20 protein-coding genes are annotated in these 23,765 nt (G+C 71.3%); 11 read left to right on the top strand and 9 right to left on the bottom strand.

Annotated elements, in window-relative coordinates:
* Nucleotides 1-51: 51 nt before the first annotated feature.
* Nucleotides 52-819, top strand: coding sequence for a glycerophosphodiester phosphodiesterase (locus ACXNSR_RS24770; protein WP_458637660.1), 768 nt, complete (start codon nucleotides 52-54; stop codon nucleotides 817-819).
* An 89-nt stretch (nucleotides 820-908) separates the two neighbouring features.
* Here the strand turns inward: ACXNSR_RS24770 and ACXNSR_RS24765 are convergent, their stop codons facing one another.
* Nucleotides 909-2,414, bottom strand: a complete 1,506-nt coding sequence (locus tag ACXNSR_RS24765) for a ricin-type beta-trefoil lectin domain protein (protein ID WP_458637659.1) — start codon at nucleotides 2,412-2,414, stop codon at nucleotides 909-911.
* 133 nt (nucleotides 2,415-2,547) lie between these two features.
* On the opposite strand from ACXNSR_RS24765, the gene ACXNSR_RS24760 reads away from it, so the two are divergent.
* The 3 genes from ACXNSR_RS24760 to ACXNSR_RS24750 all read left to right on the top strand — a co-directional run bounded on the left by ACXNSR_RS24760 (nucleotide 2,548) and on the right by ACXNSR_RS24750 (nucleotide 7,355).
* On the top strand, nucleotides 2,548-3,951 hold the full coding sequence (locus ACXNSR_RS24760; RefSeq protein ID WP_458637658.1) for a class II fumarate hydratase: 1,404 nt from the start codon (nucleotides 2,548-2,550) through the stop codon (nucleotides 3,949-3,951).
* A gap of 112 nt (nucleotides 3,952-4,063) precedes the next feature.
* Nucleotides 4,064-4,783: a cytidylyl-2-hydroxypropylphosphonate hydrolase gene (gene fomD / locus ACXNSR_RS24755; protein WP_458637657.1), complete on the top strand. Its 720-nt coding sequence runs from the start codon at nucleotides 4,064-4,066 to the stop codon at nucleotides 4,781-4,783.
* Between the two features lie 307 nt (nucleotides 4,784-5,090).
* On the top strand, nucleotides 5,091-7,355 hold the full coding sequence (locus tag ACXNSR_RS24750; protein ID WP_458637656.1) for a SpoIIE family protein phosphatase: 2,265 nt from the start codon (nucleotides 5,091-5,093) through the stop codon (nucleotides 7,353-7,355).
* A gap of 81 nt (nucleotides 7,356-7,436) precedes the next feature.
* Here the strand turns inward: ACXNSR_RS24750 and ACXNSR_RS24745 are convergent, their stop codons facing one another.
* On the bottom strand, nucleotides 7,437-9,707 hold the full coding sequence (locus ACXNSR_RS24745; protein WP_458637655.1) for a transglycosylase domain-containing protein: 2,271 nt from the start codon (nucleotides 9,705-9,707) through the stop codon (nucleotides 7,437-7,439).
* A gap of 232 nt (nucleotides 9,708-9,939) precedes the next feature.
* On the opposite strand from ACXNSR_RS24745, the gene ACXNSR_RS24740 reads away from it, so the two are divergent.
* The 5 genes from ACXNSR_RS24740 to ACXNSR_RS24720 all read left to right on the top strand — a co-directional run bounded on the left by ACXNSR_RS24740 (nucleotide 9,940) and on the right by ACXNSR_RS24720 (nucleotide 14,805).
* On the top strand, nucleotides 9,940-10,848 hold the full coding sequence (locus tag ACXNSR_RS24740; protein WP_458643381.1) for an SPFH domain-containing protein: 909 nt from the start codon (nucleotides 9,940-9,942) through the stop codon (nucleotides 10,846-10,848).
* Complete coding sequence (locus tag ACXNSR_RS24735; RefSeq protein ID WP_030010967.1) at nucleotides 10,845-11,078, top strand: type II toxin-antitoxin system antitoxin; 234 nt, start codon at nucleotides 10,845-10,847, stop codon at nucleotides 11,076-11,078. Before ACXNSR_RS24740 ends, ACXNSR_RS24735 begins: the two co-directional genes overlap by 4 nt.
* Nucleotides 11,079-11,213: 135 nt before the next feature.
* Entirely contained in the window at nucleotides 11,214-11,738 is a 525-nt protein-coding gene (locus ACXNSR_RS24730) for a PadR family transcriptional regulator (RefSeq protein WP_458637654.1), read from the top strand.
* Nucleotides 11,735-12,424, top strand: a complete 690-nt coding sequence (locus ACXNSR_RS24725; RefSeq protein WP_458637653.1) for an ABC transporter ATP-binding protein — start codon at nucleotides 11,735-11,737, stop codon at nucleotides 12,422-12,424. The genes ACXNSR_RS24730 and ACXNSR_RS24725 overlap by 4 nt, the downstream gene beginning before the upstream one ends.
* The gene (locus ACXNSR_RS24720) at nucleotides 12,421-14,805 is read left to right on the top strand and encodes an ABC transporter permease (protein ID WP_458637652.1); all 2,385 of its coding nucleotides are present in this window, start codon (nucleotides 12,421-12,423) and stop codon (nucleotides 14,803-14,805) included. The genes ACXNSR_RS24725 and ACXNSR_RS24720 overlap by 4 nt, the downstream gene beginning before the upstream one ends.
* Nucleotides 14,806-14,859: 54 nt before the next feature.
* Here the strand turns inward: ACXNSR_RS24720 and ACXNSR_RS24715 are convergent, their stop codons facing one another.
* Nucleotides 14,860-15,807, bottom strand: a complete 948-nt coding sequence (locus ACXNSR_RS24715; protein WP_458637651.1) for a hydrogen peroxide-inducible genes activator — start codon at nucleotides 15,805-15,807, stop codon at nucleotides 14,860-14,862.
* Nucleotides 15,808-15,942: 135 nt separating this feature from the next.
* On the opposite strand from ACXNSR_RS24715, the gene ACXNSR_RS24710 reads away from it, so the two are divergent.
* Together ACXNSR_RS24710 and ACXNSR_RS24705 are read left to right on the top strand one after the other, a co-directional pair.
* Entirely contained in the window at nucleotides 15,943-16,497 is a 555-nt protein-coding gene (locus ACXNSR_RS24710) for a peroxiredoxin (protein WP_458637650.1), read from the top strand.
* A 3-nt stretch (nucleotides 16,498-16,500) separates the two neighbouring features.
* Entirely contained in the window at nucleotides 16,501-17,037 is a 537-nt protein-coding gene (locus ACXNSR_RS24705; RefSeq protein WP_382518461.1) for an alkyl hydroperoxide reductase, read from the top strand.
* A gap of 61 nt (nucleotides 17,038-17,098) precedes the next feature.
* On the opposite strand, the gene ACXNSR_RS24700 is transcribed toward ACXNSR_RS24705, so the two are convergent.
* The 6 genes from ACXNSR_RS24700 to ACXNSR_RS24675 all read right to left on the bottom strand — a co-directional run bounded on the left by ACXNSR_RS24700 (nucleotide 17,099) and on the right by ACXNSR_RS24675 (nucleotide 23,667).
* Entirely contained in the window at nucleotides 17,099-17,800 is a 702-nt protein-coding gene (locus ACXNSR_RS24700) for a hypothetical protein (protein WP_458637649.1), read from the bottom strand.
* Nucleotides 17,801-17,808: 8 nt separating this feature from the next.
* The gene (locus tag ACXNSR_RS24695) at nucleotides 17,809-18,498 is read right to left on the bottom strand and encodes a hypothetical protein (RefSeq protein ID WP_458637648.1); all 690 of its coding nucleotides are present in this window, start codon (nucleotides 18,496-18,498) and stop codon (nucleotides 17,809-17,811) included.
* Between the two features lie 103 nt (nucleotides 18,499-18,601).
* Nucleotides 18,602-20,011, bottom strand: coding sequence for an AI-2E family transporter (locus ACXNSR_RS24690; protein WP_458637647.1), 1,410 nt, complete (start codon nucleotides 20,009-20,011; stop codon nucleotides 18,602-18,604).
* Between the two features lie 136 nt (nucleotides 20,012-20,147).
* Nucleotides 20,148-20,852 (bottom strand): aggregation-promoting factor C-terminal-like domain-containing protein, encoded by a 705-nt coding sequence (locus tag ACXNSR_RS24685; protein ID WP_458637646.1) that lies wholly within the window; start codon nucleotides 20,850-20,852, stop codon nucleotides 20,148-20,150.
* Between the two features lie 414 nt (nucleotides 20,853-21,266).
* Nucleotides 21,267-22,583, bottom strand: a complete 1,317-nt coding sequence (locus ACXNSR_RS24680; RefSeq protein ID WP_030011185.1) for a PhoH family protein — start codon at nucleotides 22,581-22,583, stop codon at nucleotides 21,267-21,269.
* Between the two features lie 322 nt (nucleotides 22,584-22,905).
* A complete protein-coding gene (locus ACXNSR_RS24675; RefSeq protein WP_150259000.1) occupies nucleotides 22,906-23,667 on the bottom strand; it encodes an isoprenyl transferase in 762 nt (253 codons plus the stop codon).
* Nucleotides 23,668-23,765 lie beyond the last annotated feature (98 nt).

The raw sequence follows: 23,765 nt of genomic DNA, 5'->3' as shown, positions 1-23,765 counted from the left end.
CGGGCAGGATGCGGTACCGGGGCGTTGCGCGCATGCCGATAACGTCGGGGCATGACGCACACGCAGTTCCGTACCGCCCGCGCCGTCCGGGTGGTCGCCCACCGCGGGGCCTCCCACGAGCACCCCGAGCACACCCTCGCCGCCTACCGGCAGGCCATCGCGGACGGCGCCGACGCCCTCGAGTGCGACGTGCGGCTCACCGCCGACCACAAGCTGGTCTGTGTGCACGACCGGACCGTGGAGCGCACCTCCGACGGGCGCGGGGTGGTGTCGGAGATGACGTACGAGGAGCTGTCCGCCCTGGACTTCGGCGGCTGGAAGGGCGCGGAGCACCGCGGGGCGCGGGTGCTGCTCTTCGAGGACCTGCTGAAGGAGGCGCTGGCCGCCGGCCGGCCCGTCGGGCTGGCCGTGGAGACCAAGCACCCCACCCGGGCCGGCGGCCGTCTGGAGGCCGAGCTCGTACGGGTCCTGAAGGACCACGGGCTGGCGGACGGCCGGGCGGGCCTGGTCGAGGTGATGAGCTTCTCGCGCAACGCGCTGATCAGGCTGAACCGGCTCGCGCCCGGTCTGCCGGCCGTCTACCTGATCGAGCGGCGTCTGCGGCCGCTCCGGCCGCCGTTCGCGGGGCACGCTGGGCCGGGCATCGACCTGGTGCGCGCGGATCCGGGGCTGGTGGGGCGGCTGAAGGCCAAGGGGCTGCGGGTGCGGGTGTGGACGGTCGACGAGCCCGAGGACGTGGAGCTGTGCGTACGGCTCGGCGTGGACACGATCATCACCAACCGGCCCCGGCAGGTACGGGAGCAGCTCGGGGGCCGCTGACCGGCGACCGGTCGGTGCGGCGGCCCGGCATGGAAACACCCGGCCGGGGTGCGCCGGCCGGGCGTGGGGGGTCTGCGGGTGCGGGGCGGTCACACGAAGCGCTGGCCGGCGGACCCGTTGCAGGTCTGCAGGCGCAGCGGCTCGTGGGCGGCGGCCACCGTCAGGCACATGCCCGGGGCGGCGGCGGGGCGGAGGGTGGCGCCGTCGCGGACGAACTGCTGGTTCGCGCCGCCGTGGCAGTTCCAGATGATCAGGCCGGTGCCGGAGCCGTGGTTGGCGCCGGGGACGTCGAGGCAGCGGTCCTGGGTCAGTTCGACGTGGACGGACCTGCGGACGCCGTCGTACCACCAGCCCTGGTTGCGGCCGCCGTGGCAGTCCCAGCCGACGACCTCGGTCCCGTTCGCGCTGGCGCCGCCGAAGGAGTCGAGGCAGTTGCCGGTCGCCTCGTTCTTGAGGGCCTTGAACCCGTCGTCCCAGGCTCCGGCCTGCAGGACGGGCGTCCCGGTGCTCGCGGGGTCGGCGCAGGAGGCCTCGCGCAGGCCCGAGCCGTAGAACTGGGTCAGGCACGACGCGAAGGCGCCGTGGCCGCGGTAGTTGGGGTGGAAGGACTGGCGGGCGGTGTTCTCGTCCCACGGGAAGTGGTCCCCGAGGTCCAGGTAGAGGCCGCGGGCCCAGGTGTCCTCCATGCAGACCTCGTGGCCGTGGAAGAGCCGCGAGTTGTCCAGGTAGAGCGCGCCGGAGGCGAGGGCCGCCGCACGCATGCCCTTCTCGAAGGCGGGCACCGCGTGGTTGCGGCCCCAGGCCGCGTCGGAGTCGTAGCCGGCGCAGCCGCCGGGCAGCTTGCCGGGGAAGTTCGGGTTGTCGTAGAAGTCGGGCCCGATGGGGCTGGGGTAGCCCATCACGACGAGCTTGTAGTCGGAGTCGGCGTAGCCGGCGTCGCGCATGACGGTCCTGAGGTCCGCGACCGTGGCTTCGACCTTGGGTTTCAGGCCGTCGACGCGCGCCTGCCAGCCGGGCCCGTACTTGGGCTCGCAGGTGCCCTGAATGAGCACCCAGCGGGTCACGCAGTCGGTCATGACCGGGCCGAACTGCAGGTCGTCGTTGGCTCCGGCGACCAGCAGGACCATCTTGATCCTCGTGTTGCGCGCCTTGACGGCCAGGTTGTCGCTCTGCACCAGCTCGTCGGCGTACTGCTTGGTGCCGCCGATCCTGATGTTGCCGGTGTAGCCGCCGGAGCAGGCGACGTTGAAGGTCAGGTCGGCCGGTATGCCGGTGCGGTGGATCGCCGCGTCGGGCGAGCGGTGGCACTGGTTGTTCGGCGTGTTGGTCGCGGGGTCGTAGTCGCCGACGCCTTCGCCCGAAATCTCGCTGTCGCCCAGCGAGATCAAGCCGGTTTTGCGCTCGCCCATCGGACGTGGGGCAGGATCTCCGTAGATCTTGGTCGCCTCCGCTGCGCGGACGGCCTCCAGCTCGGGCGACAGCGGCACGACGACCGCCCCGGGGGCGGGTGCCGCCTGGGCCAAGGGGGTGACGGCGGTGACACCCCCCAGGGCGGCCGCGATCGCCGCGGCGGCCGCGAAGGTAGATCTGAGCATGGGTCTGGTACGGGCACGTGCCATGGAACGCCTCCCCGGATCTGGGTGTTACCCCCGGTATTTACTGGCCGGTAGGGGAGTTGGGAACACTTCGAACAAGACAATTGCTCAACTTCTCGAGGAGGTCACAGAAATGACGGATGACCAGCAGGACGACGCGTTCCGGACCGAGCACGATTCCATGGGCGACGTACGGGTGCCCCGGCACGCCAAATGGCGGGCCCAGACCCAGCGCGCGGTGGAGAACTTCCCCGTCTCCGGGCAGCGGTTGGAGCGCGCCCACATCGAGGCGCTCGCCCGGATCAAGGCCGCCGCGGCCGTGGTGAACGCGAAGCTCGGCGTGGTGGACCAGGACGTCGCCGACGCGATCCGCTCCGCCGCCGCCGAGGTCGCGGACGGCCGCTGGGACGACCACTTCCCCGTGGACGTCTTCCAGACCGGCTCCGGAACCTCGTCCAACATGAACACCAACGAGGTGATCGCCACCCTGGCCACCGAGCGCCTGGGCCGCGAGGTCCACCCCAACGACCACGTCAACGCCTCGCAGAGCTCGAACGACGTGTTCCCGTCGTCCATCCACATCGCCGCCACCGCCGCCGTCACCGGCGAGCTGATCCCCGCCCTGGAGCACCTGGCGGCCGCGCTGGAGCGCAAGGCCGCCGAGTTCGCGCAGGTCGTCAAGGCCGGGCGGACCCACCTGATGGACGCCACCCCGGTCACCCTCGGCCAGGAGTTCGGCGGGTACGCCGCCCAGGTCCGCTACGGCGCCGAGCGGCTGCGGGCGGCCCTGCCCCGGCTGGCCGAGCTGCCGCTGGGCGGCACCGCGGTGGGCACCGGCATCAACACCCCGCCCGGCTTCTCCGCCGCGGTGATCGCCGAGGTCGCCGACACGACCGGGCTGCCGCTGACCGAGGCCCGCGACCACTTCGAGGCGCAGGGGGCCAGGGACGCCCTCGTGGAAACCTCCGGGATGCTCCGCACCATCGCCGTCTCGCTCACCAAGATCTCCAACGACCTCCGCTGGATGGCTTCCGGACCGCGCACCGGTTTGGCCGAAATCAATCTCCCGGATCTCCAGCCGGGCTCCTCGATCATGCCCGGGAAGGTCAATCCGGTGGTCCCGGAGGCCGTCCTGATGGTCGCCGCACAGGTCATGGGGAACGACGCGACCGTCGCCGTGGCGGGCGCGGCCGGCAATTTCGAGCTGAACGTGATGCTCCCGGTGATGGCCAGGAACCTCCTCGAATCGATCCGGCTGCTCGGCAGTGCGAGCCGCCTGCTGGCCGACCGCACGATCGACGGGATCACCGCCAACGAGGCCCGGGCCAGGGAATACGCCGAGTCCTCGCCCTCCGTGGTCACCCCGCTCAACCGCTACATCGGCTACGAGGAGGCCGCCAAGGTCGCCAAGAGGTCCCTCGCCGAGCGCAGGACGATCAGGGAGGTGGTCCTGGAGTCCGGTTACGTGGAGCGCGGCGCCCTCACCCTGGAGCAGCTCGACGAGGCCCTCGACGTGCTGCGGATGACGCATCCCTGACCCCTGCGGCCGCGCCCGCGGGCGGGGTCCGGATCCGGTCGATTGTCCCCGCCGAACCCCCCGGTGACCTGCGCCGCAGCGGGCGCGGGGACCCCCGCCCTAAGATCTGCGCATGACAGGTACTTCCAAGCCCGGGCCCTCCGCGGCGCGGAGCGCGCCGCGGAGCCCCGCGCGGGGTCCGCGCTGGGCGCCCGGGGAGCAGATCCTCTGGCGCTACCGCGATCACGCCCCGGGGCCGAAGGGCCCGGTCCACATCTGCCGCCCGGTGACCGTGGTCCAGGACACCGACGAGCTGCTGGCGGTGTGGATGGCCCCCGGCACCGAGTGCGTCAAGCCGGTCCTCGCCGACGGCACCTCCGTCCACGCGGAACCGCTCGCCACCCGCTACACGGCGCAGCGGACGACCGTACGGTCGCGCTGGTTCGGCGGCGGTGTCCTGAAACTGGCCCGGCCCGGGGACTCCTGGTCGGTGTGGCTGTTCTGGGGCCCCGGCTGGCAGTTCAAGAACTGGTACGTGAACCTGGAGGAGCCGCGCTCGCGCTGGGCCGGCGGGGTGGATTCCGTGGACCACTTCCTGGACATCGCCGTCTACCCGGACCGCAGTTGGAAGTGGCTGGACGAGGACGAGTTCGAGCAGGCGCAGCGCTGCGGCCTGATGGACCGTGAGCAGGCGGACCGGGTGCGGGAGTCGGGCCGGGCCGCCGTCGGTGTGATCGAGGAATGGGGAGCCCCCTTCTCCGGCGGCTGGGAGGACTGGCGGCCGGATCCGGCCTGGAGGATTCCGGCCCTTCCGGATGACTGGGACACCACCCCGGCGCATATGACCTCATGAGACCCTTGATGCGCCCCCAGGGTTCAAACGTAGGATCGTCCTCCACGAGGTCACGCGCGCGGGACGGTGCGGTCGCCGCACCACCGGGCAAGTGCCGCTCCGCACACGGGATCTGACCGGAGGTCGGACGCACGACGAGAGGCGACGAGGGGCGGGGGTCCGTCAGGGCACCTCCCGGCCGGAGGTTGGGAGAGAAGTTTGGGGCAGGAACCTCGGGGTGATGGTGCCCGGGCCGCTGAGCGGGTATACCGCGACTGACCGAGTTGAGTGCAGCGCACATCGAGCGCAAACGGACGGAAATCCACGCGTGACGGAGTACCCCACCTCCCAGGAGGGCCCGCAGCCCGTCGCCTCCGGCGGAGGTACGGACGAGGCCGGCCACGGCAAGGCGCCCATCGCCGCCACCGAGGCCGTACGCACGCATGCGCCGGGCGCGGAGCCGGGCGGCAGCGCCGCCGCGGCCTCCGACGCGCGCGCGGCCCGCTCCGCGGCGGGCGCGGGCGGCGGCGCCGGGCTCCCCCGGCCCCGCCGCAACACCGCCGCCTCCGGCGAGGTGCCGGCCGCGGCCGAGCCCGGCCGGAGCGCGCGTCCCCAGCCCGGCGCCGACGCCCTCGACGCGTCGGCCGGCGCGGCCGGGCACGGTGGTCCCGCCGAGGCCCCGCGCCCGCGCGGCGGGAGCGACGACATCGGCGATGACGGCGAAGACCCCGTGGCCGGCCCGATCGCGGGCGGTGACGGCGGAGCCGGACGCCACGGGGGTGGTGGCGCCGTGCCCGCCGGAGAGGCGACCGCGGCGCGCCGCGAGGGGGACCGGCTGCGCTTCGTCGGCGCCGCGACGAGGCGCATCGCCCGCGGCATCGACCTCGACGAGATCGTGCTCGGCCTGTGCCGGGCCACCGTGCCGACCTTCTCGGACGCCATCCTCGTCTACCTGCGCGACCCGCTCCCGGTCGGGGACGAGCGGCCCGTCGGCCCGGTCGTTTTAAGGCTCCGGCGCACCGACCGGCTCCGGCCGATCGACGACCTGACGGACATCAGCAGCACCATCGGCGCGGGGATGGACCTCGCCGGGGCCGCGGGGGCCACCGGCGAGCTCGACTTCAGCCAGTTGCCGCTGGTCGGCCCGCAGGGTGACCTGCCCGCGGCCGAGCTGTGCGAGATCCGGCCCGGCGGCGCGCTCGCCGAGGTGCTGCGCGGCGTACGGCCCGTCTTCGGGTCCTCCGCCGCCGCCCGGGCCGCGCTGCCCGAGCTGCTCGGCGTGGACCACCCGCTGCCGCGCGGCAACCGGGCCGTCCTCGCGCCCCTGCGCGGCCGCCGCCGGGTGATCGGCGCCGCCGTCTTCCTGCGCAGCCCCGAGCGTCCCGCCTTCGAGCAGAACGACCTCCTGGTCGCCGCCCAGCTGGCCACCCACACGGCGCTGGGCATCGACAAGGCCGTCCTGTACGGCCGTGAGGCGTACATCGCCGACGAGCTGCAGCGCACGATGCTGCCCGACGGCCTCCCGCAGCCCACGGGGGTGCGGCTCGCCTCCCGCTACCTGCCCGCCGCCGAGACGGCACGGGTCGGCGGCGACTGGTACGACGCCATACCGCTGCCGGGCAGCCGCGTCGCGCTCGTCGTGGGCGACGTCATGGGCCACTCCATGACCTCCGCCGCGATCATGGGCCAGCTGCGCACCACCGCGCAGACCCTCGCGCAGCTGGACCTGCCGCCCGCCGAGGTCCTGCACCACCTGGACGAGCAGGCCCAGCGCCTCGGCTCCGACCGCATGGCCACCTGCCTGTACGCCGTCTACGATCCCGTCGCGCACCGGATCACCATCGCCAACGCGGGTCATCCGCCGCCGGTCCTGCTGCACCTGGGCGGCCGCGCGGAGGTGCTCCGCGTGCCTCCCGGCGCCCCCATCGGCGTCGGCGGCGTCGACTTCGAGGCCGTGGAGCTGGACGCGCCCGCCGGGGGCACCCTGCTGCTGTACACCGACGGCCTGGTGGAATCGCGCCTGCGGGACGTGTGGACCGGCATCGAGCAGCTGCGCGAGCGCCTGGCCACCACCGCCCAGCTGACGGGCCTGGACCACCCGCCGCCGCTGGAGGCGCTCTGCGACGACGTCCTGGACATGCTCGGCCCCGGTGACCGGGACGACGACATCGCGCTGCTCGCGGCCCGGTTCGACGGGATCGCGCCCAGCGACGTCGCGTACTGGTTCCTGGACCCGGAGGAGACCGCCCCGGGCCGGGCCCGCCGGTTCGCCCGCCGCGCCCTGACCCGGTGGGGTCTGGAGGAGCTGAGCGACTCGCTGGAGCTGCTGGTCAGCGAGGTGGTCACCAATGCCGTCCGGTACGCGGAGCGGCCCGTGACCCTGCGTCTGCTGCGTACGGACGTCCTGCGCTGCGAGGTCGGTGACGACTCGCCGCAGCTGCCGCGCCAGCGGCGGGCGCGGGACACCGACGAGGGCGGCCGCGGCCTGTTCCTGGTCAACCGGATGGCCCGGCGCTGGGGTGCGACACGGCTCAGCAGCGGAAAGGTCGTCTGGTTCGAGCTGACGCTGCCGGGGACGCCCGAGCGTCGCTGATCGCGCGGCACGCGAAAGGACCGCCGCCCCGCAAGCCTTGGCAGGCTGCGGGGCGGCGGTCCTTTCGTGTGCCGGGAGTGCCTAGTTCTCGGGCAGCAGCGGCGGGTCCGGCGGCTTGGGACCGCCGCTCTTGGTCGCCGTGGGCGTCGGGGTCGGCGTCGTCGGGGTCGGCGACGTCGTGGTCGTCTTGGTCGCCGTGGGCGTCGGGGACGTCGTCGGGGACTGCGTCGGGCTGGTGGTGGCCGCCGGGGCGCTGGAGGACGGCGACGTCGACGGCGTCGGCGAGGCGCTGCGGGACGGCGTCTGCACGGCGCCCATCTCCGCCTCGCTCAGCTGGAACTTGCCCGCGTTGCCCTTGAGGACGGCGAGCGTGTACGCCTTCCAGATCGAGGCCGGGAAGCTGGAACCGCCCAGTCGGCCGAGGCCGGCCGTACCGGTCAGGGTGACCTGCTTGGCGGTGACGGGCTCCTCGCCGAAGATCGCGACGACGGTGACCAGCTCGGGGGTGAACCCGGAGAACCAGCCGGAGACGTTGTTCTCGGTGGTACCGGTCTTGCCCGCGGCCTCGTAGGCGCTGCTGCGGACCTTGTTGCCGGAGCCGCCGTCGTCGTTGACGACGCCCGTGAGCACCTTGGTGACGGTGTCGGCGGTCTTGCGGCTGATGGCCTGGGAGCCGATGGGCTGGGCCGGCTCGACCTCGCGGTCCTTGTGCTCGGCCTTCTTGATGATGGTCGGCGTGACCTTCTTGCCGTGGTTGTCGAAGGTGGCGTAGACGCCCGCCATTTCCACGGTGTTGGCGCTCATGGTGCCGAGCGACATGGCCGGCTTGTCCTCGGGCCAGCCCTCGCGGTCCTTCATGCCGAGGGCCAGGGCCGTCTTCTTCACGTTGCGCGGCTCGACGTCCACGATCATCTGCGCGTAGACGGAGTTGACCGAGTAGTTGGTCGCCTCCTGGACCGTCATCATCGGGTTGCCGAAGTTGCGGTCCTCCTGGTTCTGCGGGGCGAAGGGGATGTCGCTGCCGACGACGGGGCGCTTGCTGGTGCCGTCGTAGAGCGCGTTCGGCGTGATCGGCTTCTCGTCCTGGGTCTTCGCGCCGTTCTCCAGCGCGGAGGCGAGCACGATCGGCTTGAAGGTCGAGCCCGGCTGGTAGTCCTTGCGCAGGGCGTTGCTCGACCAGTGGTCCTTCAGGCTCGTACCGCCGTACATCGCGACGATCGCGCCGGTCTTCGGGTCCACGGAGGTGGCGCCGGCCTGGACGCTCTGGTCCTGGGGCTTGCCCTTGGTGTCCTTGCGGTCGAGCTTGGACTCCAGCTCGTCCTGGACGGCCTTCTCCAGCGCTTCCTGCTTCTTGGCGTCGATGTTCAGCGTGAAGGTCCAGCCGCCGGCGTCGATCAGCTTCCGCTCGACGCCCTGGGCGTTGAGCTCGGCCTCGGCCGCCTGGACGAGGTAGCCCTTCTGGCCGTCCATGCCGGTCGGCGGCTGCGGCGGCTGCGGCTCGACGAGCTTCAGCGTCTTGCGCTTGGCCTCGTCGAGCTTGCCGTTCTCGACCATGTTCACGAAGGTGGCGTTGTAGCGGATCATGATCCGCTTCTTGGTCTCTTCGCTGGCGGTCGACCAGTCGTACTGGCTGGGCGCCTGGACGAGGGTGGCGAGGTAGGCGCCCTGCTCCAGCGTCAACTGGCTGGCGTCGACGCCGTAGTAGGCCTGGGCTGCCGCCTGGATGCCGTACGCGCCGCGTCCGAAGTAGCTGGTGTTCAGGTAGCCCGCGAGGATCTCGGGCTTCTCCTTGCTCTGATCGACCTTGAGGGAGATCACCAGCTCCTTGAGCTTGCGGCTCACCGTCTGATCCTGGGTCAGGTAGTAGTTCTTGACGTACTGCTGGGTGATCGTGGAGCCACCGGCCTTGCCCCGCCCGGTGGCCGTGTTCCACAGACCGCGGGCCAGACCCTTGAAGTCCACGCCCTGGTCGCTGCGGAAGGACCTGTTCTCGATCGCGATGAACGCCTCCTGCACGTCCATCGGGATCTTGTCGATCGGCAGGATCTCGCGGTTGACCTTGCCCTTCTGGGCCATGATCGTGCCGTCTGAGTACTTGTAGACGTTGCTCTGCTGGAGCGCCTGCTTGTTCGGGTCCGGCTCGTCGACGTAGAAGTACAGCGCGACGAGTGCGCCCATGCCGAGCAGGGCCAGCCCGAAGAACGTGCCCAGGATCTTCTTCCAGGTGAAGAAGCGGCGTATACCCGTGCGTTTGCCGGTACTTCCGCTTCCCTCGGTGCCCTGCGCGCGTCCGCTCGGCGCACGCCGCGCACCGCGCTGCTGCTGCGCCTTACGCACTTCTGCTCGGCCCATCGCTCCCGCTCCGCTCGATTACCCCCCCGACGTCAGCTCAGAAAGCTAACACCGCAGGCTGTGACAAAAGTTGGCCAACCATGACTAATTATGGTCATTTCGGACGTGAGAATCAGCACCCCCGTCATGGGAACCGACGCTCACCTAAGCCGAAGGGTTGCCGAAGCGCAAAAAAGTGATATCACTTTGCTAGACGGCCCGACCGGCCGTGAGCTGAGAAACGGGGCAAATGATGACAAACAAAAACGCCACCCCTGACGGAGTACGGGAGTTCACCGCGCACAGCGTCGGCGGCGGACTGGCGCTGCTGCTCGGCCTGCTGGGTCTGCTGGCGAGCGCGGGCCTCGTCGTGGCCGGCTCGCTGGCCACGGCCACCGCGGCCAAGGCGGCCCTGATAACCCTCGGCGTACTCCTGAGCCTCGTCTCCACGTTCGCGATGTGCGGGCTGAACACGGTGGCGCCGGGCGAGGCCCGGGTCGTCCAGCTGTTCGGCCGCTACCGGGGCACCATCCGCACCGACGGGCTGCGCTGGGTCAACCCGCTGACCTCCCGCGAGCGGATCTCCACCCGCGTGCGCAATCACGAGACCGCCGTCCTGAAGGTCAACGACGCCTACGGCAACCCGATCGAGCTGGCGGCGGTCGTGGTGTGGCGGGTCGAGGACACGGCCCGCGCCACCTTCGAGGTCGAGGACTTCACGGAGTTCGTCGAGACCCAGGCCGAGGCGGCGGTCCGGCACATCGCCATCGAGTACCCCTACGACGCCCACGAGGAAGGCGGCCTGTCGCTGCGCGGGAACGCCGAGGAGATCACCGAGAAGCTGGCGGCGGAGCTGCGCGACCGCGTCGACGCGGCCGGTGTCCACATCATCGAGTCCCGGTTCACGCACCTCGCGTACGCTCCGGAGATCGCCTCCGCGATGCTCCAGCGCCAGCAGGCGGGCGCGGTCGTGGCGGCCCGCAAGCAGATCGTGGAGGGCGCGGTGGGCATGGTCGAACTGGCACTGACCCGACTGGCGGAGCAGGACATCGTGGACCTGGACCCGGAGCGCAAGGCGGCCATGGTCTCGAACCTGATGGTCGTCCTGTGCGGCGACCGCGCCGCCCAGCCGGTGGTCAACACGGGAACCCTCTACCAGTGACCCCCGGCGGCGAGGAGAAGCCGGCGGGCCGGCAGGCGCGCAAGCAGGTGCTGCTGCGGCTCGACCCGCAGGTGTACGACGCGCTGGCCCGCTGGGCGGGCGAGGAACTGCGCAGCGCCAACGCGCAGATCGAGTTCCTGCTCCGCCGGGCCCTCGCCGAGGCCGGACGCCTCCCCTCGGCCCCCGGCCCCATCCCGCGCCGGGGACGCCCTCCCAAGCCCACCGAGTGACCCGCACGCCCGGTGGGGCCGGCCATCCGGCCCCACCGGGCGTGCGGCGTTCCGCGCCCCGCCCCGAACACCCCCGTCGGGCTCACCCCCGCCCTCTATACACTCCGCGTATACACACGGTGTAGAGTCGCGGTCATGTCCATCGGTCACACCCTCCTGGGCCTCCTCGAGGCCGGCCCGCGCCACGGCTACGACCTCAAGCGCACCTTCGACGAGAAGTTCGGCCACGACCGCCCCCTCGCGTACGGGCAGGTCTACTCGACCATGTCCCGCCTCCTGAAGAACGGCCTCGTCGAGGTCGACGGGATCGAGAGCGGCGGCGGCCCCGACCGCAAGCGGTACGCCATCACCGACGCCGGCATCACCGACGTCGAGACCTGGCTCGCCGAGCCCGAGAAGCCCGAGCCCTACCTCCACTCGACCCTCTACACGAAGGTCGTCCTCGCCCTGCTCACCGGCCGCCGCGCCGACGAGCTGCTGGACACCCAACGCGCCGAGCACCTGCGCCTCATGCGCATCCTCACCCAGCGCAAGCGCAAGGGGGACATCGCCGACCAGCTCGTGTGCGACCACGCCCTCTTCCACCTGGAGGCGGACCTGCGGTGGCTGGAGCTCACCGCGGCCCGTCTCGACCAGCTCGCGCGGGAGGTGGGCCGATGACGCCCCCGGCCGGCTCGCTGCTCGCGGCCACGGACCTGCGCAAGGCGTACGGGAGCACCGACGCCCTCGACGGCGCCGAGTTCTCCATCCACGCCGGCGAGGTCGTCGCCGTCATGGGCCCTTCGGGTTCGGGCAAGTCGACCCTGCTGCACTGCCTCGCGGGCATCGTCCCGCCCGACTCCGGCTCCATCACCTACGCCGGCCGCGAGCTCACCTCCATGAGCGACGCCGAGCGCAGCGCGCTGCGCCGCACCGAGTTCGGCTTCGTCTTCCAGTTCGGCCAGCTCGTACCGGAGCTGACCTGCGTGGAGAACGTCGCCCTCCCGCTGCGCCTGACCGGCGTCAAGCGCAAGGAGGCCGAACGCATCGCCCTGCACCGCATGGAGCAGCTCCAGGTGGAGGACCTCGGCGCCAAGAGGCCCGGCGAGATATCCGGCGGCCAGGGGCAGCGCGTGGCCGTCGCCCGCGCCCTCGTCACCGGCCCCCGGGTGGTCTTCGCCGACGAACCCACCGGAGCCCTCGACTCCCTCAACGGCGAACTCGTCATGCAGCTGCTCACCGAGGCCGCCCGGTCCGCGAACGCCGCCGTCGTCCTCGTGACGCACGAGACGCGCGTGGCCGCCTACTCCGACCGCGAGATCGTCGTACGCGACGGCAGGTCCCGCGACATGGAGCGCATCGTATGAGCCGGCTCCAGGTCTGGACCCGCGACCTCGGCATGGGCGCCCGCTTCGCCTTCGGCGGCGGCCGCGAGGGGTGGATCCGCACCCTGCTCACCGGCGTCGGCGTCGGTCTCGGCGTCGCACTGCTGCTGATCAGCACCGCCATCCCCGGCGCCCTCGCCGCGCGCTACGAGCGCGGCGACGCGCGGTCGACGATGAGCTCCGAGACCGCCGACGCCCCCGGCCCCGACACCCTGCTGATCGCCCGTACCGGCCAGACGTACCGGCACACGGACATCGAGGGGCACGTGCTCCGGGCCGAGGGTCCGCACGCCCCGCTGCCGCCCGGCCTGAAGCGGATTCCGGGGCCGGGCGAGATGGCCATCTCCCCGGCGCTCGACGCACTGCTGAAGTCCTCCGACGGCGCCCTGCTGCGCGAGCGGCTGGACGCGCGGGTCAGCGAGCTCATCGGCGACCCCGGCCTGGTCGGCCCCGGCGAGCTGTTCTTCTACCTGGGCAGCGACACCCTGGAGAAGAGCGGCCCCGAGGACTACCGCGTCGAACGCGTCACCACCTTCGGCTACGAGGCGGACCGCGAGGGCCTGGACCCCGTGCTCATGCTGATGGTCGTCCTGACCTTCGTCGCCCTGCTGATGCCCGTCGCCGTGTTCATCGCCACCGCCGTCCGCTTCGGCGGGGACCGGCGCGACCGGCGGCTCGCCACACTGCGACTGGTCGGCGCCGACAGCCGGATGGTGCGCCGGATCGCGGCCGGCGAGGCGCTGGCCGGCTCCCTGGTCGGACTGGTGCTGGGCAGCGGCTTCTTCGCCGTCGGCCGCTCCCTGGTCGGCAGCGTCAGCCTCCGGCAGCGCAGCGTCTTCCCCGCCGACCTCGACCCGGCGCCCTGGCTCGCCACCCTGGTCGCCCTCGCGGTGCCCGCGGCGGCGGTGGCCGTGACCCTGTTCGCGCTGCGCAGCGTGGTCATCGAGCCGCTGGGCGTCGTCCGTACGGCCAGGCCCTCCCGGCGCCGCGTCTGGTGGCGGCTGCTGCTCCCGCTGATCGGGCTCGGCCTGCTGGTGCCCATGGGCGGTCGCGGCAACGACCACGGCAGGTTCAACCAGTGGCAGGTCGGCGCAGGTGTGGTGCTGCTGCTGGTCGGGATCACCGTGCTGCTGCCCTGGCTGCTGGAACGGTTCGTCGCGAAGGTGTCCGGCGGCCCGGTCTCCTGGCAGCTGGCCGTGCGCCGGCTCCAGGTCAACAGCGGCGCCGCCGCCCGCCTCGTCAACGGCATCGCGGTGGCCGTCGCGGGCGCCATCGCCCTCCAGATGCTCTTCGCGGGCGTCGAGGGCGATTACACCAAGTCGACCGGCCAGGATCCCGGCAGGGCCACCGTCGCGGTCATGGTGACCCGCGAGACGCAGATGCGCATGGACGAGCTCGCGCAGCGGATCGCCGCCGTACCGGGCGTCACCCGCGCCGTTCCGCTGACCACCGCGCAGGCCGCCCACCAACTGCCCGCGACGGAGCAGACGGTCGAGGTGACCATCGGCACCTGCGACGCGCTCGGTGAGGTCGCGGCGCTCGACTCCTGCAAGGACGGCGACGCCTTCGTGCTGACCGGCTCCACCGCACCGGCCCCGCAGGACCCGCAGGGTGCGTGGAGCCCCTACGGGGGCACGGCGAAGCCCGGTGACGAGCTGTTCGTCGGCAACGTCAGGATGTACGCGTCCGAGGCCGGAACGGCCGACCGGCCCGCTCCGGCGAAGTGGCTCCTCCCGGCCGGCGCCCGTACGGTCCCCAGCCGGGAGGATCCCGCCGGGCACCTGCGCACCGGCCTGCTGGTGACGCCGTCGGCCGCGCCGAAGGAGATCGGTGCCTTCCCGGACGCCCGGATCTTCGTCCAGGTCGACGAATCGGGTCCGGACGCCCTGGACCGGGCGCGCAACGCCGTGTTCAAGGCGGACCCGCTCGTCACGGCGATGACGCTGCGGCACTCCACGCAGGCCGCCGGCTTCTCCTCGATCCGCACGGGGCTGTTCTTCGGCGCCACCGCCGTCCTGGTCCTGATCGGCGGCAGCCTGCTCGTCTCCCAGCTGGAGCAGTTGCGCGAGCGCCGGCGGCTGCTGTCCTCCCTGGTCGCCTTCGGCACCAAGCGCTCCACGCTGAGCCTGTCGGTGCTGTGGCAGACGGCCGTGCCGATCGTGCTCGGCCTGGTGCTCGCGGCCGGGGTCGGCACGGGGCTGGGCGCCGTCCTGATGAGCATGGCCGCCCAGCCCGTCCGGATCGACTGGGCGTCGGTGCTCGGGATGACCGCGGCCGGCGCGGGCGTGGTGGTCGTGGTGACCCTGCTCAGCCTGCCGCCGCTGCTGCGGCTGATGCGCCCGGACGGCCTGCGTACGGAGTGATCCCGGCGCCCTCCTGAACCCTGAACCCCGTCCGCCCGTTCCCGGGACGGCCCCCTAGTCGGTGGGCCAGACCGGGAGCGGGCGCACGGCTTCGCGCAGCGCGGCGGCGATCGCCCCGAACTCCTCCTGCCGGGCGGTCCCGGTGCGCATGGCCAGGGCGATCCGGCGGGAGGGGGCGGGCTCGGTGAAGTACCCGGTGGACAGGTACTCGTTGCGGGCCGTCTCCAGCCGCAGCGCGGTGCGCGGCAACAGCGTCACCCCCAGTCCCCCTGCGACCAGTTGTACGAGGGTGGACAGCCCGGCCGCGGTCGTCGTGACGTCCGCACCGGTCGTCCGGCCCGCCTCCCGGCAGATGTCGAGGGCCTGGTCCCGCAGGCAGTGCCCCTCGTCGAGCAGCAGCAGCTGCAGTCCGCGCAGTTCCTCCAGCGGGATGTCCCGGCGCCCGGCCAGTGCGTGCTCCCGGGGCGCGAGCAGGACGAAGTCCTCGTCGAAGAGGGGCAGTTCGGTCACCCCCGGGACCCCGAGCGGCACCGCCAGCAGGAGCAGGTCCAGGCGCCCGCCGCCGAGGCCCTCCAGCAGCGAGGCGGTCTGCTCCTCGTGCACCTGGAGGTCCATCCGCGGGTAGCGCCGGTGGAAGAGCCCGAGCACGGTCGGCAGCAGGTACGGCGCCACCGTGGGGATCACCCCGAGCCGCAGGACCCCGGTGAAGGGCGCCCGTACCGCCTCGGCCTCCTCCAGCAGCCCGCCCATGGCGTCGAGGACCACCTGTACGCGGGCCGCGATCCGCTCGCCCGCCGGGGAGAGCAGCACCTTGCGGGTGGTGCGCTCCAGCAGCTGCACCCCGAGGGCCTCCTCCAGGGCGGAGACGGCTCCGGAGAGCGCGGGCTGGCTCATGCCGATGGCCGCGGCGGCGTCCCGGAAGTGCAGGTGCTCGGCGACGGCCGCGAAGGCGCGCAGCTGCGCGAGCGTCGGTTGCTTCGTTCCCCTACTACTGACAGCCACTGATAGGTACCTCCGATCACCCGGCACAAGAGTAGCTATTTCTGTAATCAATGCAGGTGTGTCAGCATGTGAGATACGTCCAACCCCATCGGAAAACCCCCAAAAGGGTTATTTTCCACTCCTTAAGGAGAGCGCGTGCTCACTGTTGGTGACAAGTTCCCCGCCTTCGACCTGACCGCTTGTGTCTCGCTCGAGGCCGGCAGCGAGTTCACGCAGATCGACCACAAGACCTACGAGGGCAAGTGGAAGGTCGTCTTCGCGTGGCCGCTGGACTTCACCTTCGTGTGCCCGACCGAGATCGCCGCCTTCGGCAAGCTGAACGACGAGTTCGCCGACCGCGACGCGCAGGTCCTCGGCTTCTCGCTCGACTCCGAGTACGTGCACCACGCCTGGCGCAAGGACCACGCCGACCTGCGTGACCTGCCCTTCCCGATGATGTCCGACATCAAGCGCGAGCTGTCGGCCGAGCTGGGCATCCTGGGCGAGGACGGCCTCCCGATGCGCGCCGTCTTCATCGTGGACCCGAACAACGAGATCCAGTTCTCGATGGTGACCGCCGGTTCCGTGGGCCGTAACCCCAAGGAGGTCCTGCGGGTCCTCGACGCCCTGCAGACCGACGAGCTGTGCCCGTGCAACTGGAACAAGGGTGAGGCCACCATCGACGCCGGCGCGCTGCTGGCCGGTGAGTGACGTATGTCCCTCGACTCCCTGAAGTCGGCCATACCGGACTTCGCCAAGGACCTGAAGCTGAACCTCGGTTCGGTCATCGGCAACAGCGACCTCCCGCAGCAGCAGCTGTGGGGCACCGTCCTGTCCTGCGCGATCGCCGCCCGCTCGGCCATCGTCCTGCGTGAGCTGGAGCCCGAGGCGAAGGCGAACCTCTCGCCGGAGGCGTACACCGCCGCCAAGTCCGCGGCCGCGGTCATGGCGATGAACAACGTCTTCTACCGCACGCGGCACCTGCTCTCCGACCCGGAGTACGGCACGCTGCGCGCGGGCCTGCGGATGAACGTCATCGGCAACCCGGGCGTGGAGAAGATCGACTTCGAGCTGTGGTCGCTCGCGGTCTCCGCGATCAACGGCTGCGGCCAGTGCCTGGACTCGCACGAGCAGGTCCTGCGCAAGGCCGGCGTCGACCGCGAGACGATCCAGGAGGCCTTCAAGATCGCCTCGGTGATCCAGGCCGTCGGCGTCACCCTCGACGCCGAGGCCGCCCTCGCCGGCGAGTAACGGCACCCCGTACGAAGACGCAGGGCCCCGCGACCGGACACGGTCGCGGGGCCCTGCGTCGTCAGCCCTTGCGCAGAGCGGTCATCAGCGCCCGCGCGTCCTCGACGGCCGCGGCCACCAGGGCGTCCCGGTCGGGGGCGGGCGGGACCTCCGCCCCGGTGCCGGACCCGCTCGTCTCCTCGAAGACCATCACGGTGACCGTGAACACCGCGCCGCCGTCCCGGACCCGCAGCTGGAGATCGTCACCGGGCCCGGCAGCGGTGACTACGGCCTCCTGCCCGAGGCCGGGCACCGACTCCCACCCGGCCTCGTCGCCGTATCGCCGGCTGATCGGGGTGTCGAGCGCGAACTCGACCGCCGGATCGGTCTTCTTGTGCAGCTCGACCGTGGCCATCGCATGGGCGTTCCTGGTGGGGGCCGGCCTGTCGCTGCCTCGGGAGCACCTCGCCCAGTCCAGCGCCGGATGCCGGCTGCCCTTCTCCGGTGTGACGGACGAAAGGCCTCCCAGCACTCCGTCCAGGGCCGGGGCCTTGAACTGGCCGCAGATGTCGTCCGTGACCCGGTAGCGGATCTCCGGCTCACCCATCCGGTCCCCGAAGGCGTACAGTCCGCCCGCCCACAGCGCGGAGGTGGCCACCACCGCCGCCGCGATCAACTGCCACGGCCGGCGCGGTGCCCGCGCCCCGCGCACCTCGGTGTCCTGCACGACCTCGGGCGGCCCGGCCGGCTCCCACTCCCCGTCCAGCTCCGGCTCGGTGATCATCCCCGCCCCTACTTCTTCAGTGCCGACAGCAGCTCGCGCATGTCCTCGATCATCGCCGCCTGGACCGCGTCGGCGTCGGTGGCCGGTCGGCCGTTCGTCTCCGCGAAGGTGTTCGCGCCCGCCTCGAGGGTGAACACCGCGCCGCCGTCGAGCACTTTGAGGATCAGCCAGGTGTCGCCGGACATCACGTTCATCACGGCACGCTCCCCGAGGTCCGGCACCGCCGCCGTGCGCACGCCGCCCGCGTAGGCGATGGTGCGCAGGTCCGTCGCGTCGAACTCGGCCGAGGGATCGGTCTTCTTGTGCAGGGCGACCTGGGCGATCACGTCGAAGTCCGGGGCCACCCCGTCCTTCCCCGCGTTCGCCAGGCCGCACCGGGCCGTGTACACGGCCCGGTGGTCGCTCTCCAGGTTCACAGGCTTCTTCGCGTGCATGTCCCCGGTGATCCCGCTCAGCGCCCCGGCCCTGAAGTCCTGGCACAGGTTCTTGGGTGCCCGGTAGGCGATCTCCGGCTCGGCCGACCGGTCCCCGAAGGCGTACAGCCCGCCGCCCCACACCGCCGACGCGACCACGATGCCGCCCAGCGCCCACAGCCACGGCCTCGGGCCCGGGCCCGGACCGCCCGACGCGCGCGCGGGCCCGGTGGGTTCCAGGGCCTCGGTCTGCCATTCCCCGCCGAACTCCGGATCGCTGATCATGCCTGTCCCCCGTGTTCCTGTTCTCCCTGCGATGCCGTCGGCACGCGAATGAATTCGATCATCGCAGCCCAGATCGCCGGAAGATTCGGTTCCGGGGGGACGGTCAGGGTGTGACGTGCCCCTCGTCCCCGGGGGCCACGCTCAGGGCCGTCGAACCGTGCGGGGCGGGGCCGATCATTCCGGAGCCGAGGTGGTGCTGCTCGCGCGAGTACGCCTTCAGGTAGCCCACCACCGTGTTGGTGACGGCCACCAGCGGCACCGCGACGACCGCTCCGCCGATGCCCGCGATCATGCCGCCGGCGGCCACCGAGAGCACCACCGCGAGCGGGTGCACCCGTACGGCCCGGCCGAGGATGAAGGGCTGGAGCACGTGGCCCTCGATCTGCTGCACCGCGAGGACCACCAGCAGCACCATCAGGGCGGTGAACACGCCCTGGGTCACGAGCGCCACGACCACCGCGAGGGCTCCCGACACCACGGCGCCGACCAGCGGGATGAAGGCGAACAGGAAGATGAAGACGGCCAGCGGAACCGCCATCGGCACGTCCAGGAAGTAGATGCCGAGGCCGATGAAGATGGCGTCGATGAGGGCGACGATGACCGTGCCGCGCACGTACGCGGTCAGCGTGCGCCAGGCGCGCGGACCGGCGCCGGCGACACCGGCGCGGGCCGCGGCGGGGACCAGGCCCAGCGCCCAGTTCCAGATGCGCTTGCCGTCGTACATCAGGAAGAGCGTGGAGAACATCGCGAGCAGGATGCCCGTCAGGACCTCGACGAGCACGGTGACGCCCTGCAGTCCGGCGGAGGTGATCTGCTCGGTGTTGGTGCCGATGGTCTCGCTGAGGTTCTTCGCGATGTCGTTGATCTGCTTCTCGGTCACATGGAACGGACTGTCCAGTGCCCAGAGCTTGAGCTCGTTGATGCCGTCGCGGACCCGGTCGGAGAGGTCGTCGAGGTTCTCCATCACCTGCCAGACCACGAACCAGCCGACGAGCCCGATGACCACGAAGCCGAGGATCGCCGTGACGGCCGTGGCCAGTCCGCGCGGCAGGCCCAGTCTGCGCAGCCGGACCACGAAGGGCTGGAGCATCGCGGTGACGAGCATGGCGGCGGCGAAGGCGAGGACGACCAGGCGGACTTCGCTGATCACCTTCATCAGCACCCAGAGCATCCCGGCGAGCAGCAGCAGCCGCCAGCTGGCCTCGGCGGCGACGCGCATCCCCCAGGGGACGACGCTCGCCGGGTCGGGGCGCACGGGAACGGCCGGGGCGGTGAGGTGGGGCGCGGGGACCACGGGCGGGTAGGTGGGCGGCGCGGGAACGGTCGTCATGGTGGCCGCCCCGGCGGCGGACGCCCCGGCGGCCCCGGACTGCGGTGCCCAGCCGGGCTCGCCGGGGCGCGGCAGATCACCACTGGTCTCGGCTTCGACCTCGGCGCGCCGCTCGTTGAGCCGCGCCTCCATCCGGTTCAGCTTGTTCCCGAGCCGGCCGAGCCAGCCTTCCCTCTTCGCCATGTCGCTTTCCTTCCCCCGCCCCCCGGTCTACGGGCTCACCCCGAAGACCGTACACGCGAGGAGCCCCGCACCGTAGGACGGTGCGGGGCTCCCCCGGGTTGTGCGGTGCTGCGGCGCCCGTGGCGTCGCGGTGCCTCTAGTACCAGCCGTTGGCCTGGTGGAAGCTCCAGGCGCCGCAGGGGCTGCCGTAGCGGTCTTCCATGTAGTTCAGACCCCACTTGATCTGCGTGGCGGGGTTGGTGCGCCAGTCCGCGCCGGCCGAGGCCATCTTCGAACCGGGCAGCGCCTGGACCAGACCGTAAGCACCCGAGGAGGAGTTGACGGCCTTGTAGTTCCAGGTGGATTCCTGGTTGATGATGTTCGAGAAGCACTGGAACTGCCCGGCCGGGACCATCTGCTGGGCGATGGCCTTGACCTGGGCGACCGTGTAGGAGCTCTGCGGGGCGAAGTCCCCGGCGTCGCGGGCGGCGGAGCGGCTGGCGACCTGCTCCTTCTCCTCGCGTTCCTTCTTCAGCTTGGCCTCGGCCTCGGCCTTCTCCTTCTCGGCCTCCGCCTTCTTGGTCTTGGCGTCCTCGGCGGCCTGGACGCGCGCGGCCTCCTCGGCGGAACGCTTGGCGTCGGCATCGGCGGCGTGGGCGATGGCATCGGCCTGCTGCGCCAGGGACGCGCTCTGGACCTCTGCCTGGTCGCCGACCGGGATTTCGGCGAGGAGAGTCGCGCCGGACGCGGTCGTCTCGAGATCGTTCGTGGGGTCGCCGGTGGCAACGCCCACGACTGCGCCGACGGTGGTTACCGCGGTGGCCGAAGCCACGGCGAACCCCCGGACCGAGATCCGGCTCACACGGTGTCCTTCCAGCAGCGTCCGCAGTGACCGCGCGGGCGCAAAAGTGCCCTCGACACTGGCCTCCGTGGTTCTACGGTCACTGGAGGCGCGGGCCCGTGGGCAACCCCCTTGCGGGGACTGCCGCGTGATGCTCCGGGCGGCATACGGCGAACGACTGTGGAGTTGTGGTGCTGCGCGTACCTCACGGGAGATACAGGTGTGCCGTATGCGGGGCCTGACGGAAACCAGACTCTGCCGGAACGCCACACCGCAAGGCAATTCTCCACTGCGTGTGAAAGATCACACCTGGCATGTCGCCACCGATTCGGGAAAAGACCTGTGCAGCACGACGCCGCCCGGCTAGGCTCTGGGGCCTTTGCCGGGCGGCGCCAACTCACCCTCCCGCTATGGGGTTTTTGACCGATACGACCGTCAGAGGTTCTCCAGCATCTCGGTGACCAGTGCGGCGATCGGCGAGCGCTCCGAGCGCGTCAGCGTGATGTGCGCGAAGAGCGGGTGGCCCTTCAACTTCTCGACCACGGCGACCACTCCGTCGTACCGGCCGACCCGCAGGTTGTCCCGCTGGGCGACATCGTGGGTCAGAACGACCCGCGAATTGGCCCCGATCCGGGACAGAACGGTCAGCAGGACATTGCGCTCCAGCGACTGCGCCTCGTCCACGATCACGAAGGCGTCGTGCAGCGAGCGGCCGCGGATGTGCGTGAGCGGCAGGACCTCCAGCATCCCGCGGTTCAGCACCTCCTCGATGACCTCGCGCCCGGCGACCGCCGAGAGGGTGTCGAAGACCGCCTGCGCCCAGGGGCTCATCTTCTCGGAGGCGTCCCCGGGCAGGTAGCCGAGGTCCTGCCCTCCCACCGCGTACAGCGGCCGGAAGACCATCACCTTCTGGTGCTGCCTGCGCTCCAGGACCGCTTCCAGCCCCGCGCAGAGCGCCAGCGCCGACTTTCCGGTGCCGGCCCGGCCGCCCATCGAGATGATCCCGATCTCGGGGTCGAGGAGGAGGTCCAGCGCGATGCGCTGCTCGGCGCTGCGGCCGTGCAGCCCGAAGGCCTCGCGGTCGCCGCGTACGAGCCGGACGTTGCCGTCCGCCGTGACCCGGCCCAGGGCCTTGCCGCGCTCGGACTGCAGGACCAGTCCGGTGTGCACGGGCAGTTCCGCGGCTTCCGGCACGTAGAGACGGTCCTCCGAGTAGAGGAGGTCCACCTGTTCCCCGGAGAGGGCGAGGTCGCTCATGCCCGTCCAGCCGGCGTCGGTGATCGCGAGCTCCGCGCGGTACTCCTCGGCGATCAGCCCCACGGAGGAGGCCTTGATGCGCAGCGGGAGATCCTTCGAGACCACCGTGACGTCGTAGCCCTCGGCCTGGAGGTTGCGGGCGACCGCGAGGATCCGCGAGTCGTTGTCCCCCAACCTGAAGCCGGCGGGCAGGACGCTCGTGTCGGAGTGGTTGAGCTCGACGCGCAGGGTGCCGCCCAGATCGCCCAGCGGGATGGGGGCGTCCAGGCGACCGTTGCGAACCCGGAAGTCGTCGAGCAGGCGCAGGGCCTGGCGCGCGAAGTAGCCGAGTTCGGGATGGTGCCTCTTTGCCTCCAGCTCGGTGATCACCACGATCGGGAGCACGACCTCGTGCTCGTCGAAGCGGGAGATCGCGTTGGGGTCTGCCAGCAGGACGCTGGTGTCGAGGACGTAGGTCCGCCTGTCGGGCAGGCGGCTCTTTGTGCTGGTCACCACGGAAGGACGTACCCCCTCGGAAGAGGTCGGGCCATGAAGACCGGACCGGTCATCGGCACCCATGCCAGGGCCGATTTCCGGCCCTCCACGTCGTCCGTGCGAACCGCACGTGCGTCCTGGTGCAAAGGGCCTCCCGGGCGGACGACCCCATGCCGTCCGCTGAGACTCGACACCCGTGGATCGGGCATCGACCTGAAAGGGATATTCCCCGAACAAGCCAGGCCATGCCATGGCATATGACGGACGCTCGGTGAATCCCTGGTGAAGGCTTCGAGGGGAGGGGGTGGCGGGACGCGGGAGGCGAAAAATCCCCTACGCCGACTCAGGTGCCGTAGCGCCGGTGACGAGCCGCGTAGTCGCGCAGGGCCCGCAGGAAGTCGACCTTGCGGAAGGCCGGCCAGAAGACCTCGCAGAAGTAGTACTCGCTGTGGGCGCTCTGCCAGAGCATGAATCCGGACAGCCGCTGCTCGCCGCTGGTGCGGATGACGAGGTCCGGGTCGGGCTGGCCGCGCGTGTAGAGGTGCTCGGCGATGTGGTCGATGTCGAGGATCTCGGCGAGCTCCTCGAAGGAGGTGCCCTTGCGCGCGTGCTCCAGCAGCAGCGAGCGCACCGCGTCGGCGATCTCCTGGCGGCCGCCGTAGCCGACGGCGACGTTGACGAGTATTCCGTCCACGTCGTGGGTGGCCTGCTCGGCCTCCTTCAGCACGGTCTGCGTCCGGGTGGGCAGGATGTCGAGGTTGCCGACGTGGTGGACGCGCCAGCGGCCGTCCGCGGCGAGGCCCCGCACGGTGTTCTCGATGATGTTCAGCAGCGGGCGGAGCTCGACCTCCGGCCGGTCCAGGTTGTCCGTGGAGAGCATCCACAGGGTGACGACCTCGACGTCCGTCTCCGTGCACCAGCCCAGCATCTCGGAGATCTTGTCGGCGCCGGCCTGGTGGCCCTGCTCCGTGGTTCCTCCGGACGCCTTCGCCCAGCGGCGGTTTCCGTCCAGGATGACGCCGATGTGCTTGGGCGCCGCGTCATGGTCGAGGCGGCCTTCCACCCGGCGTGCGTAAAGCCTGTACACCAGGTCGCGCAGCTTCACGATCTTCCAGCCCCTCCGTGCCTTGCCCCCGTGCGAAATGCGGTCCCTCCCCCGAGTCCGCCACATTACTGCGCGGTGGGATCGGGTACCCAACTCGG

The organism is Streptomyces sp. NC-S4, assembly GCF_054353315.1.
The sequence above is the reverse complement of the archived record's forward strand: the minus strand, read 5'-3'. Positions and strand labels throughout refer to the sequence as shown.